Raw genomic sequence first — 13,159 nt, forward strand, 5'->3', positions numbered from 1 at the left:
TATGGTGTATGTATTATTTATATAATATACTGGGACTGCTGCTGGTGATTATCGCACTGCCTGTCTTTATGATCCGGCTGGTTCGGGAAGCCGGGTTTGGCGAGCGACTGCGGCAAAGTTTCGGTTTTTTGCCCAGTGAGGAAATTGACAAAGTGGCGCAGCAGGACTGTATCTGGGTCCATGCCGCTTCGGTAGGGGAGATTGTAGCGGCCAGTCCGATCATCAAAGAGTTTCGCCGGGAGTTTCCGGTTCAGCCTATTCTGGTTTCGGTAGTTACCTCCAGCGGTTATGAAATGGCCCGGCGGATTGTGAAGGATGCCGATGCGATCATTTATTTTCCGCTTGATTTGCCCTGGATCAGCCGGGCCGTTGTCAGAAAAATCCATCCCAGGGTTTTTGTACCGGTAGAAACCGAGCTGTGGCCGAATTTTTTAAAGAATATGCGACGCAAGGGTATTCCGGTGATGATGGCTAACGGACGAATTAGCGACAAAAGCGTTACCCGTTATCATTATCTGCGGAATGTTCTAAAAGATATGATGGGAACGGTTACCCGATTTTGTATGCAGTCGGCGGTGGATGCTGAATACATCATCCGGCTGGGGGCCGATCCGGACCGGGTCACTGTCACTGGCAATACCAAGTATGATCAGACTTATACGGCTGTCAGCCCGGAAGAAAGAGAAAAATTGTATATGGAAATGGGCGTTTCCGGCAATCAGCCGATTATTGTGGCCGGCAGCACCCATAAGGGAGAAGAGGAGCCGTTACTTATCGCCTTTACGGCCATTCAAGCGGAGTTCCCGGCGGCTAAGCTGATTATCGCTCCCCGGGAGACGCTGCGGACCCCGGAAATTGTGAATCTGGCCGCCCAATACAAGCTACAGGCGGCGGCTCGTAGGGAACTGAAAGAGCAGCCCCGAACCGGACACGATATTGTCATCGTCGATACCATTGGCGAATTGGGGAAAATTTATGGTATTGGTGATATTATTTTTGTCGGCGGCAGTCTGATCCCTCATGGCGGTCATAATATTCTGGAACCGGCGGCACATGGGAAGCCGATTTTGACCGGACCTAACATGTTCAACTTTAAAGATACCTATGCTCTGTTCGACAGCCGTCAGGCATGCATTACGGTGAAGAGCGGCGAGGAACTGAAAAGTGCTATGCTGCAACTGCTCCATAATAGTCAGGAGCGGACCGTTATGTCCAGCCGCTCCTTGGCGATCATCCAGGAAAATCGCGGCGCTGCCCGAAAGAGCGCGCTCCATTTGAAAGAATTGCTAACCTCGTCCGAGAGCGTCGCCGACCGGAAGCGGGCAGTCAGAATGCGGCAGCGGGAAAACTCGCAGATTTATCTATACCGGCTGGTGCATGGTGAAAAAGAAGGTCTAATAGCCGATTGCCTGCTGGCTGTTTTGCGTCTGCTCTCTTTTTTGTATGAAATCGGTGTTTCCCTCAAGCTAAGCCTGTATCGTAGCGGTATACTGAAACAGCACAAGCTGCCCTGCCAGGTCATCAGTCTGGGGAATATTACGGTAGGCGGCACCGGCAAGACACCAACTGCCCAGCGTTTAGCTGCCATTATTCGGGATATGGGCTGCCGGGTGGTGATTCTAAACCGGGGCTACCGGGCCAAGCACAAAGGAGAAGTCGGTGTCGTATCGGATGGCAAAAAAATCTATATGTCGGCGACTGAAGCGGGCGATGAGGCTTATCTATTGGCTAAAAATCTTCCCGGTGTTCCCGTGCTGATTGGCAAGCACCGTTCGATTACCGGGCAGTACGCCGTAGATAAGTTCCAGGCGGAGATTATTATTATGGATGATGGCTACCAGCATTGGCAGTTGGTTCGGGACCTTGATATTGTCCTGATTGATACCATCAATGTTTTCGGCAATAATTTTATGCTGCCTCGCGGTACCCTGCGGGAGCCGCTGGAAAATCTGGACCGGGCCAATGCTTTTTTGCTGACTAAGGCCGACCAGTCTACCGAGCATGCCCGCTTTGATATCCGGGACAAAGTAAAAACCTATAACTCTCAGGCGCTCGTCGTCGAAAGCATCCATAACCCTCGCTGCTTTATTGAAATTGAAGAGTGGTATAAAGGGGAGATTTCCAAGAATATTGCGCCGCTGGAAGCTATACAAGGCAAGAAGGTGATGGCGCTGTCAGCCATCGGTAATCCTTCCTCTTTTGAACAGACCATCGTTGATATCGGTGCTGAGGTAGTCTATTCGGCCCGTTACCCCGATCACCACAGCTACAATATGAAGGAAATGCAGGAGGTGCTGCAGCAGGCGATTGATAATGACGTATATGCCATCATTACGACGGAAAAAGACGCTGTTAAGATTCCTGCCGAGTTTATTCATTCCGAAAGGAAAGTACCCATTTATGTATTAGGCATTGAACTTAAGTTTACTGAGGGCTCTGAGGAACTGATGGCCTTGATTGCTGCTATGGTAGCCAAGGGCCAGAAGCAAACAACAATCCAGGAGGTGGGATAAGTGAAAATCCTGTGTGTCATTCCGGCGCGGTATGCATCCACACGCCTGCCGGGAAAGCCTCTGGCTGACATTGCCGGCAAACCGATGATTCAGCGGGTGTATGAACAGGCGAAAAAGGCTGTTCGTCCGGCTATGGTGCTGGTGGCCGCCGATCACCGGCTGGTGGCTGACGCCGTAACCGGCTTTGGCGGCGAAGTGATGATGACTTCAGCCGACCATCCTACCGGCACTGACCGGCTGGCGGAAGTTGTCCGGGCTTTTCCAGAGTTCGACTTGATTATTAATGTGCAGGGTGATGAGCCGCTGATCGAGCCGGTAGTGATTGATCAATTGGCGGCCGCCTTTGACGAAGAGCCGGATCTCTTAATGGCTACCCTTAAAACGAAGGCCGACGAGGAAGAATACAATAATCCCAATGCGGTAAAGGTTGTGACTGACTTGAACGGCTATGCTCTTTACTTTTCCCGTTCGTTGCTGCCGTACCCGCGGGTTCGGCCAGAGAGTTTTGCCGCGTACAAGCATATCGGCATTTATGCATACCGCCGGGATTTTTTATTGACCTATGCAGCCTTGGCACCAACACCATTGGAAAAGACGGAATCTTTGGAACAGCTTCGTGCCCTGGAGCATGGCTACCAGATTAAAGTGCTGGAGACAAGCTTTAAGCCGGTTGGTGTGGATACCCTGGAGGATTTGGAAAAAGTACGGGCTATATTGGAAACATTAAAATAAGGAGGATTTACTTATGAATACTGTAAAAATCGGAAATATCACGGTAGGTGGGCAGAATCCCATTGCGCTCATTGCCGGACCCTGTGTTATTGAAGACCCGCAACGCACGTTGAAAATTGGGCAATCCATTAAGGCCATTACCGAGCGTCTGGGGGTTCCCTATATCTTTAAAGCCTCCTTTGATAAGGCTAACCGTTCTTCTCACAGCTCGTTCCGCGGTCCCGGACTGGAAGAAGGCCTGGCTATTTTAAAACATATTAAGGAAACGCTCAAGGTGCCTGTACTTAGCGATATTCATTGCAGTAACCAGATCGAAGCGGCGGCTGCGGTGCTCGATATTCTACAGATTCCCGCTTTTTTAAGCCGGCAGACCGATTTGCTGCATCAGGCGGCGCTGACCGGTAAGGTGGTCAATGTCAAGAAAGGCCAGTTTCTGGCGCCTAATGATATGAAAAATGTCATCAATAAATTACGGGAAGCGGGCAACGAGAATATCCTGCTCACCGAACGGGGCGCCAGCTTTGGTTATAACAACCTGGTGGCCGATATGCGCGGTTTGCCGATTATGCGGTCCATGGGCTATCCTGTGGTATTTGACGCCACTCATTGCGTGCAGCTGCCCGGCGGCGCTGGCACTTCTTCCGCCGGTCAGCGCGAATTTGTGCCTTATCTGACCCGTGCGGCCGTGGCCACCGGTATTGACGTGTTATTTATGGAAGTTCATGACAATCCAGAGGAAGCGCTGTCCGACGGCCCGAATATGCTGTATGTCGACCAGCTGGAGGATCTCCTGAAAGACGTTATTTCCATTGACCATGTGGTAAAACGTCATAAGTAATATGAACCTAAGCTGATAGACAAGCTGTCTTAAATCACAGGGGATGGTTTTATCGGAAAATAATTCATCCCCTTTTAATAAAAAAGGAGGCACTGTCCATGAGTATACAAGAAGAAGCAAAAAAGGTGCTGTCCATTGAGGCGGCAGCCATTGAAAATCTGATTCCCCGGATCAATGAGCGGTTTATGGCGGCGGTAGACAGAATTTTGACCTGTAAAGGCCGGATTGTCATTACCGGTATGGGTAAATCAGGCATTATTGGCAAGAAGATGGCGGCAACCTTTGCCAGTACAGGAACCCCGTCTTTTTTCCTGCATCCGGCGGAAGGTATTCACGGCGACCTGGGCATGGTTACGGCCAACGATATTGTCATTGCCATATCCAGCAGCGGCGAATCGGATGAAATCCTGAATATTTTGCCGGCCATCAAGCGGATCGGGGCGTCGATCATTGCCATGAGCGGCCGGGAAAACTCGACGCTGGGTCAGGCAGCCGATCTGTTTATTGATGTCAGTGTGGAGAAAGAAGCTTGCCCGCTGGGACTGGCGCCGACGGCCAGTACGACGGCCACGCTGGCTATGGGCGACGCTCTGGCTATCGCGTTGCTGTCATCCCGCAAGTTTACCCCGGAGGATTTTGCCTTGTACCATCCCGGCGGTGCGCTGGGACGGAAGCTTTTACTGACGGTGGAAAGCGTCATGCATTCCGGCGAGGAAATGCCGCGGGTGACGTTGGATAGGACAGTGAAGGAAGCGTTGTTCGTTATTACTGATAAGGGACTTGGCGCTACCCTGGTGGTGGATAAAGCTAATACTCTCTTGGGACTCATCACTGATGGCGACATACGTCGCGGTCTGGAAAAAGGGCATGAGTTTCTGGACAAAACGGTAGAGACGCTAATGACCCAGGCACCCCGGACGATTACCTCCGACCGGCTGGCAGCCGAAGCACTCCGGACGATGGAGACAAATCAGCCCCGGCCAATTACCGTGCTGCCGGTAGTGGATGGACAAAACCGGGCAATTGGTATTATTCACCTTACTGACTTATTGCGTCAAGGAGTGGTATAATGGACTATAAGGCGCGGGCCCGGAACATCGAACTTATTGTGTTCGATGTGGACGGCGTGCTGACCGGCGGCCAGCTTATTATCGGCCCGGCGGGGGAAGCCATGAAGTTTTTTCATGCCCATGACGGCATGGGCATTTCGCTGGCTCACCAGGCCGGTCTGTATACCGCCATTGTCACTGCCCGCGAAAGTCAGATTGTGGCTTGGCGTGGTACGGAACTGAAAATCCGGGATATTTGCCAGGGGGAAGATGACAAAGCCAGGGCAGTACGTAATCTGATGGTTAAATATGACCTGAAGCCTGAGCAGGTTGCCTATGTGGGCGACGACCTCAACGATTTGCCGGCCTTCAACCAAGCAGGAATGGCCTGTGCCGTGGGTAATGCCGCCCCTGAGGTAAAGGCCCAGGCTCACTATGTGGCCGGTAAAGACGGCGGACAGGGAGCGGTGCGGGAAATCGTGGAGATGATTTTGAAGTCCCAGGGTAAATGGGACAAACTCGTACAGGCTTATCTGGCGGCAGGAAACCTGCATGTGGTGCAATAAACGGGTGTAGATGGGAGGTGCGGTACGTGGCATCAAACTGGCAATATCATATGTTTAAATCGATGAGCCGCCTGATTTCTTCGCTGCCGTACTCATGGGTCCTACTGATTGGCAAGTGGCTGGGACGACTATATTATCATGTGGCCGGACGGCAGCGGAAAAGAGCCCTGCAGCATATTACCGAAGGCATGTCGCTGACGGTGGCCGAAGGCGAACAAATTATAAAAAGTCTGTTTACTAAAATCGGACAGACCTTTTTGGAGATTATGTACACACCGGTGCTGACACCGCAGAATTTTGAACGGTATATCAGTCTGGAAAACCGGCATTATATGGATGAAGCTCTGGCCCAGGGGCATGGTGTTGTCATTCTGACAGCCCATATCGGCAACTGGGAGTGGCTGGGGGCCGGTTTGGCCCTGACCGGCTGGCCGATTACCAGTGTGATTAAACGGCAGCCAAACGATCAGCATACGCGATTGTTAAATGAGTACCGCGAAATGGTGGGCATGGAAATTTTTGCCCGGGGCACGACCGAACTGGTAGCGGCAGCCAAGGCCATGAAAAAGGGCAAAGCACTCGGCTTTTTGGCCGACCAGGATGCCGGACGCAGTGGGATTTTTGTTGAGTTTTTTGGTAAAACAGCCTCGACGCCACCGGGGCCGGCGGTATTTGCCAAGCGCTTTAAAGCGCCGGTGGTCCCCTGCTTTGCCGTACGCAAGAAAGAAGGCGGCCACCGGCTGCTGATTTATGAACCGATGTACTATCAGGATACGGGCAACGAAACGGAAGATATAAGAAACTTCACCATCCGGATGACCAACCTGCTGGAAAATGTAATCCGGACTTACCCGGACGAGTGGCTGTGGTTTCAAAAACGCTGGACCACCCAGCCGGACAATCCGGTGATGGACAGTCTAAAGGCGGCGACAGCGACAGTGGCGGCCGGAGAAGCTGATGACAGGAGAGAGGGGGAGCAGGCTTGATAAAAAAACAACATGCCGTAATAGCCTGTGCCGTCCTTGTCCTGGTCGGTGGACTATACTATATACTGGGGGGAGACTCGGCTTCTACCCGTCAGCCGGTATCGGAAGCAGGCAGTACAATAACGGATAAACTCTCCTATTCCGGCAGCTCCATTATCGAAGAACATGACGGCAAACGTTCCTGGGAACTGTCTGCCGAGACGATAGAAGTAGATCCTAATACGAAGAATACGACATTAAAAAATATAACCGGTACGTTTTACCGGGATGATGGCAGTAAAATTGTGGTAACTGCCCCGCAAGGTTCGATTGACGGCACAACCCGGGATATTGTTCTTGACAGCCAGGTGAAGGCGGTGGCCGAGGACGGCGCTACCTTTACGGCGCCTACCGTACGGTTTAATAACGCCGAAAAACGCTATTACGGTACCGGCGGTATCCGGGTGACAAGGGACGGTACCGTGCTTACCGGGGACCAACTGGAGAGCGACGCCAATATGGAAAAAATTAAAGTGTCGGGCCATGCCCACATTATACAGGGAGGGAAAGCCCAGTGAAACATCTGACGAAACAAATGATTAGCGGGTTGGCTGTGCTGATGGTACTTGGCCTGTCCGGTGCCCGTATTGATGCCGCACAGCAGCAGCCGGTGGAAATGGATGCCGACACCATTGAATATAACTCAACCAGCGGCCTGATGCAGGCTGACGGCGGTGTCCGGTTTGTACAGGGAGAGGCTGTTTTGACCGGGCAAAGCGCCCAGTATAATACTAAAACCAAGGAAGGCTATGTGACCGGCGGCGTTAAGGCGGTCAAAGATACAGCCACCCTTACGGCACCGGAGGTGCGCTCTTATGGCGATAATCATCTGGTGGCATCCGGTGGCGGAGTGGTCTTGACGAAAGATGACAGCCGACTGGACGGTGATTTGGTTGATTACTACACTGATAAGGATTATGCCGTAGTGCCGAATGGCGGGGTGATTACCATGCCGGACGGTACCATGAAGGCCGACTATTTGGAAGCTTTCTTAAAAGAGAACCGGGCAGTAGGCAAGGGGAATGTGCATATTGTCAGTGAGGCGCGCAAACTGGACGCTACTTCCGATCAGGCGGTGTATTACGGCGGCAAGGACGGTAAAGCAGTGCTTACCGGCAATGCCCGCGCCGTACAGGACGGCAATGTTCTGACAGGCAGTACGTTGACCATCACGCTGGACGACAAGGCTATGACGGCTTCCGGCCGGCCACGGCTGGTTGTGACGCCGCAATAAATTGAAGAAACGAGGATACGACCGGCATGTATATTGAAACTGTCGATCTGGTAAAGACCTATAAGGGACGCAATGTGGTAAACGGTGTCTCGGTAAAGGTGAAGCAGGGGGAAATTGTGGGGCTGCTTGGGCCGAACGGTGCGGGCAAAACCACTACCTTTTATATGATTGTTGGTTTGGAGCGGCCCAATGCGGGACGGGTGATTGTAAACGGTGAGGATGTAACCTCCCTGCCGATGTACCGCCGCTCCCGCTTCGGCATCGGCTATCTGCCCCAGGAAGCCTCGGTTTTCCGGAAATTAACGGTGGAAGACAATCTGATGGCTATTCTGGAAACCACACCACAGAGCGAAGCGGAACGTAAGGATATGCTGGAGCGGCTGCTGGAAGAGTTTCATATTACCCATGTCCGCCAGCGAAAAGGGTCGGAGCTGTCCGGCGGAGAACGCCGGCGGGTGGAAATTGCCCGCTGCCTGTCGACCAATCCGTATTTTATTCTGCTCGATGAACCGTTCGCCGGAGTCGACCCGATCGCGGTGGCCGACATTCAAAATATTATCGGCTATTTGAAGGAACGGGGCATCGGCATTCTTATCACTGACCATAATGTCCGGGAGACGCTGAGCATTGTGGACAATGCCTATATCTTAAGCGAGGGGCAGATTCTGGTGGCTGGCGACAGCGATACCATTGCCGCCAGTGAAGTGGCCAGAAAGTTCTATTTAGGAGAAAATTTTGCCTTGTAGACATACTTTGCCAGGTCCGTTTGACAAAAGGTATGATATAATAGAGTAAACTGACTGTTAACGTGGTATTATGAAGATAATACCACGTCTTTCGTGTATGGGAGGCAGCAGCTTAGCTCGGGCTGCCATAGATTGTAACCGCCTTTTTACTGTAATACTTTTATTCTTTTGTGCCGGAGCGATACGGACAGATTAAAGGAGAATTGCCTTGAGAATACTCGACAAATATATCATCAAAGAACTGCTGGGACCTTTTCTGTTTGGTGTTGCTTCTTTTTCCAGTATCATTATCGGGACAAGCACGCTCTTTCGCATTGCCCAGTATGTTACGCAATACGGCGCCTCACTGTATTCAGTGACCCGGTTGTTCTTGTATAGCCTGCCGTCCATCGTGGTGCTTACTTTTCCTATGTCGATGCTGCTGGCGGCGCTGATGGCTTTCGGCCGTTTGTCCGGCTCCAGTGAAATCACCGCCATGCGTTCCGGCGGCATCAGCTTCTACCGGCTGTCAGCGCCGGTGTTTGTGGTAGCGCTCCTAGTCAGTATTTTTTCGATTGGATTTAACGAGCTGGTGGTTCCCCAGTCTACGGCGGCTTATAATCAAATTATACAGAATGAAATTATGAAAAGCACCACGCCCAAGGCACAGGAGCACATTATCATCAAGGATCTGAATAAAAGCGGTTCCTTGGAGCGGCTGACCTATGCCCGCCGTTATGACGAAGCTACCCAGAGCATGCAGGGCGTCGTGGTTGAGGATTTTGAAAACGAGCGAATGGTGCGGGTGGAAAATGCTGAACGGGCTGAATGGAAAAATGAACGCTGGGTTATGTACAACGGCGTGATCAACGACCTGAGCATGGAAGGTAATGTGGAACGGACCATGCGGTTTAATCAGCAGTTTATGCCTGTCAATAAAACCCCCAAGGCCATTTCCCAGGAGCAGAAGAAGCCCGATGAAATGACTATCCGCGAATTGCGGGAAAACATCAAAGCCCTGCAGCGGGAATTTGTCAATACCAAACAGTACGAGGTAGAGCTTCATCAGCGGTTTGCGGTGGCCATGGCCAGTTTTCTGTTTGCCATGATCGGTACCCCGCTGGGGTTGCAGCCTAACCGCTCCAGCTCCTCCATTGGTTTAGGTCTCAGTATTATCATCATTTTTATTTACTATATTATTATGACAACGGCTAAAGCATTGGGACAGGGGGGCGCGATTGCACCGATGCTAAGCGCCTGGATTCCCAATTTGGTTGCCTTTGTTGCCGGATTGTTTTTGATTCACCGGGCTTCGAAATAGGGTAGTACCTGAGGCACTGCATACCGACAGAAGAAGTGAAGGGAGGGAACAACGTATGTACGGCATAGTGCTCATTGCTGTGTTGGCTGTTACCGGTGGCGCCATCGCCTATATCGGTGACCGGCTGGGAACCAAAGTCGGGAAACGGAAACTGACTATCTTTGGTCTGCGGCCCAAGCATACTTCTATTTTAGTCACGATCATCACCGGCATTCTGATTGTATCTTCCACTTTAGGCGTGTTGTCCCTGGTATCCCGGGATGTTCGCACAGCTCTGTTCGGTATGGACGAATTGAAGGCCCGCCTTTCTTCGTTGTCTGCCGATGTGGCCACGAAGAATCAGGAGCTGGAAGCTAGCCGGGCCGAACTGGAGGCTAAGACTAAGGAATATAGTGGGTTGACGGCTAAGATAAAAGAAACGGCAGCCCAATTGGCGGTAATTACCGATGAACTATCCAAGGTTGCCGCCGAACGGGATCGTACAGCGGCTTCCTTAAAACAGGTGCAGGCCGATTATGCTCAGGCCAGGGGTGACTTGACGAAAGCGGCTACCGAAATACAGGCATTAGAAACTACTAAAAAAGAACTGGATGCGCGGGTTACTTCACTAAATGAGGCGAAAACCACTCTGCAAAGCGATGTGGACCGGCTAAACGAATTGACTGTCAACCTAAAAGAGGGGCTGCAAGTAGTCCGGGAAGGGTCCATCCTTTATCAGGCCGGAGAAGTGCTGTCGACCTCGGTCATATCCGGCGCCAGCAGCCGGGAGGACATCGAAAACCATTTGCGGGGTATTGTCTATAGTACTAACCAGATGCTGGTTAATAAGCTGGGGCTGAACGGTAAAGAGGTTAATGTTCTTTGGATTAGCAAAAAAGATTTTGACCAAGCTGTAGATGCGATTGCTTCTGAACCGGAAACGGCGGTGGTGCGGATTGCTGCTTACGGCAATACTGTTTATGGCGAGCCGGTTATCGGCAGCATTTCGGTATTTCCTAACCGTCATCTGTATAGTGAAGGGACAGTAGTCTATTCGCAGGTCTTTGATATACCTGACTCATCCAAAGCGACGGAGGAACTGGTGCTTCGGTTCCTGCAGCAAGTCAATGCGGTTGCCATCAAGCAAGGCATTCTGGCCGATCCGCTGCAGGGGACGGTTGGCTCCATCAGCGGCGCCCAGTTTTATGATACGGTCAATAAAGTAAAACGCTACAATAACGGCAAAATCGAAATGACAGCTGTGGCGAACGGCAATGTCACTACCGTTGGGCCGCTGACGATCGATATCCGGGTCCGTAATATAAATTGACATAATATACCGGCGGAGAATCCTGCTTACTAAGCAGGATTCTTTTATTTTTCGCCGAATTTATAGATCTATAAAATACATTATGTAAATGTGTTTTATTTTTCGGGAATACGTGACTGAGTAGTCAATGCTTAATAAATAAGGATTATGGTAAAATTTACACCAGCCGGTTAAGCAGGAAAACGAAAAGAAACGTAGAATTATGTAAACTATAAAACCTGTGAAACGCGACAGGGGCAATAACAAGAGTAAGCCAAAGTGAATGAGGCCTATGAGGAAACGTGGAAACTCATATCATCCTCCTAAACTGGCGGTTTACGAATGGAAAGCCGGTGGCAACACCCGCGAACAAACATTAATTTTAGGGGGATTTCGCAAATGAAAAAGAGACTCTTACAAGCAGCTATTGCTGCCGCATTGACCATGGCCTTCACTGTTCCTGCATTCGCTAATCCGTTCTCCGATGTCCCTGCCAAACACTGGGCCTATGATGCAGTAAGCAAATTGGCTCAAGCCGGTATTGTTGACGGTTATGACGATGGCACCTTCAAGGGTGACAAAACCATGACCCGTTATGAAATGGCTCAAGTAGTTGCTAAAGCCATGAATAAGAACCTGAATCCCGATCAACAGGCCACTGTGGACAAACTGTCCAAAGAATTTGCCACTGAATTGAACACCTTGGGTGTAAAAGTTGACGGCTTGCAAGATCAAATGGATAACCTGGTGAAAATGTCCGGTGACGCTCGTGTCCGTTATGGCAGCGTTGAAGACGGAGCCAGCAAAGTTGACTACCGTGCCCGCTTTGGTGTTGACGGCAAAATCAGCGACAACATGAAATTCAGCGCTCGCTTGACTACTGGCGACATCAATGCAAAAGAAGACAATTCCGATGCTAAAATCGACCTAGATACTGCCAATGTCAGCTTCAATGCTCTTGGCCTGGGCAACACCATTGGCCGTCAGGACTTCTTCCTTGGTTCAGGCGCCATCATGGATGGAACCTTAAACGGTATCTCTTCTCAATTGGGTAACGTAAAAGTATTTGCCGGTAACACCAAACAAGCAGACCGTGTATACGCTGCTGAATACGGCACAACCTTCAACGGTGTGAAACTGGGTGCCGACTTCCTGAAAAATGATACTACCGGAAATAAACTGTATGGTGCTAACGCTGCCTTCGGTATTGCTAAAAACGTAACTGCCAATGCTGAATACGTTAAAAATGATACTACTGACGCAACTGCTACCGCTTATGGCGTGAAATTTGATAAAGTTGGCTTGAGCGCAACCTACAGAGACATCGAAGCCGGTGCTCTTGACAGCTACTCTACGTTGAATGACGGCTTGACTGGCCTCGACGTTACCGGAAAAGTAAAAGGTATGGAATATCAATATGACAAAGATCTTGACAAAAACGTGAACCTGAACGTTAAATACCAAGATTTCGACAACGATAACCACCGTACTTCCGCTAGCGTAAATGTAAAATTCTAATATAGCTGATGCAAAGAAGGCGTCCCTTTTGGGGACGCCTTCTCAGCTTGTTGAAAAAGTATATAGTATGAAAATGGTTTTTGAGGGTCCATGTAGAATTAATTCTGCATGGACCTAATTTTGTTAGGAGGTAGAGTATGCTTAAAGAACGAGCACCTCAGCAGATGAAATTCGAATTAGTTTGTATTGATCAATTAGTTCCTGAAGATCACCTACTTAGAAAGATAGATAAATACATAGATTTTTCGTTTATATACGAGAAGACCACCCCCTACTATTGTCAAGATAATGGACGACCACCCGTAGATCCGATTGTCCTTTTCAAAATGATCTTTATTGGCTATCTTTAT

General features: G+C 50.3%; 12 protein-coding genes and 1 pseudogene. All 13 read left to right on the forward strand.

Annotated elements, in window-relative coordinates; all coding sequences use genetic code 11:
• Positions 1-8 precede the first annotated feature (8 nt).
• Positions 9-2,513 (forward strand): tetraacyldisaccharide 4'-kinase, encoded by a 2,505-nt coding sequence (lpxK, locus tag F3H20_RS06230; RefSeq protein ID WP_149734076.1) that lies wholly within the window; start codon positions 9-11, stop codon positions 2,511-2,513.
• Positions 2,514-3,245 carry a 3-deoxy-manno-octulosonate cytidylyltransferase gene (gene kdsB / locus F3H20_RS06235; protein WP_149734077.1) on the forward strand — a complete coding sequence of 244 codons (732 nt, stop codon included), beginning with the start codon at positions 2,514-2,516 and terminating at the stop codon, positions 3,243-3,245. It abuts the gene before it with no gap.
• Positions 3,246-3,258: 13 nt separating this feature from the next.
• Complete coding sequence (kdsA, locus tag F3H20_RS06240) at positions 3,259-4,083, forward strand: 3-deoxy-8-phosphooctulonate synthase (RefSeq protein ID WP_149734078.1); 825 nt, start codon at positions 3,259-3,261, stop codon at positions 4,081-4,083.
• Between the two features lie 98 nt (positions 4,084-4,181).
• Positions 4,182-5,153, forward strand: coding sequence for a KpsF/GutQ family sugar-phosphate isomerase (locus F3H20_RS06245; RefSeq protein WP_149734079.1), 972 nt, complete (start codon positions 4,182-4,184; stop codon positions 5,151-5,153).
• Complete coding sequence (locus F3H20_RS06250; protein ID WP_149734080.1) at positions 5,153-5,698, forward strand: KdsC family phosphatase; 546 nt, start codon at positions 5,153-5,155, stop codon at positions 5,696-5,698. Before F3H20_RS06245 ends, F3H20_RS06250 begins: the two co-directional genes overlap by 1 nt.
• Before the next feature lie 26 nt (positions 5,699-5,724).
• Positions 5,725-6,684, forward strand: a complete 960-nt coding sequence (locus F3H20_RS06255) for a lysophospholipid acyltransferase family protein (RefSeq protein WP_149734081.1) — start codon at positions 5,725-5,727, stop codon at positions 6,682-6,684.
• A complete protein-coding gene (lptC, locus tag F3H20_RS06260) occupies positions 6,681-7,241 on the forward strand; it encodes an LPS export ABC transporter periplasmic protein LptC (RefSeq protein WP_149734082.1) in 561 nt (186 codons plus the stop codon). The genes F3H20_RS06255 and lptC overlap by 4 nt, the downstream gene beginning before the upstream one ends.
• On the forward strand, positions 7,238-7,957 hold the full coding sequence (locus F3H20_RS06265; protein ID WP_223191650.1) for an LptA/OstA family protein: 720 nt from the start codon (positions 7,238-7,240) through the stop codon (positions 7,955-7,957). The genes lptC and F3H20_RS06265 overlap by 4 nt, the downstream gene beginning before the upstream one ends.
• A gap of 26 nt (positions 7,958-7,983) precedes the next feature.
• Positions 7,984-8,703: an LPS export ABC transporter ATP-binding protein gene (gene lptB, locus F3H20_RS06270; protein WP_149734083.1), complete on the forward strand. Its 720-nt coding sequence runs from the start codon at positions 7,984-7,986 to the stop codon at positions 8,701-8,703.
• A 208-nt stretch (positions 8,704-8,911) separates the two neighbouring features.
• On the forward strand, positions 8,912-10,003 hold the full coding sequence (locus F3H20_RS06275) for an LptF/LptG family permease (protein WP_149734084.1): 1,092 nt from the start codon (positions 8,912-8,914) through the stop codon (positions 10,001-10,003).
• Between the two features lie 55 nt (positions 10,004-10,058).
• Positions 10,059-11,312 (forward strand): DUF3084 domain-containing protein, encoded by a 1,254-nt coding sequence (locus F3H20_RS06280; protein ID WP_149734085.1) that lies wholly within the window; start codon positions 10,059-10,061, stop codon positions 11,310-11,312.
• 378 nt (positions 11,313-11,690) lie between these two features.
• Positions 11,691-12,809 carry an S-layer homology domain-containing protein gene (locus F3H20_RS06285; RefSeq protein WP_149734086.1) on the forward strand — a complete coding sequence of 373 codons (1,119 nt, stop codon included), beginning with the start codon at positions 11,691-11,693 and terminating at the stop codon, positions 12,807-12,809.
• A gap of 137 nt (positions 12,810-12,946) precedes the next feature.
• Positions 12,947-13,159, forward strand: a pseudogene (locus tag F3H20_RS06290) (IS5/IS1182 family transposase); the annotation flags it as partial.

It is taken from the genome of Propionispora hippei DSM 15287 (genome assembly GCF_900141835.1).
Taxonomy (GTDB): domain Bacteria; phylum Bacillota; class Negativicutes; order Propionisporales; family Propionisporaceae; genus Propionispora; species Propionispora hippei.

Bases quoted from the DNA above. Each gene is read 5' to 3' on its own strand.
- F3H20_RS06285 (WP_149734086.1), top strand. From the start codon at position 11,691: ATGAAAAAGAGACTCTTACAAGCAGCTATTGCTGCCGCATTGACCATG.
- F3H20_RS06280 (WP_149734085.1), top strand. From the start codon at position 10,059: ATGTACGGCATAGTGCTCATTGCTGTGTTGGCTGTTACCGGTGGCGCC.
- F3H20_RS06245 (WP_149734079.1), top strand. From the start codon at position 4,182: ATGAGTATACAAGAAGAAGCAAAAAAGGTGCTGTCCATTGAGGCGGCA.
- kdsA (WP_149734078.1), top strand. From the start codon at position 3,259: ATGAATACTGTAAAAATCGGAAATATCACGGTAGGTGGGCAGAATCCC.
- lpxK (WP_149734076.1), top strand. From the start codon at position 9: ATGTATTATTTATATAATATACTGGGACTGCTGCTGGTGATTATCGCA.
- F3H20_RS06250 (WP_149734080.1), top strand. From the start codon at position 5,153: ATGGACTATAAGGCGCGGGCCCGGAACATCGAACTTATTGTGTTCGAT.
- lptB (WP_149734083.1), top strand. From the start codon at position 7,984: ATGTATATTGAAACTGTCGATCTGGTAAAGACCTATAAGGGACGCAAT.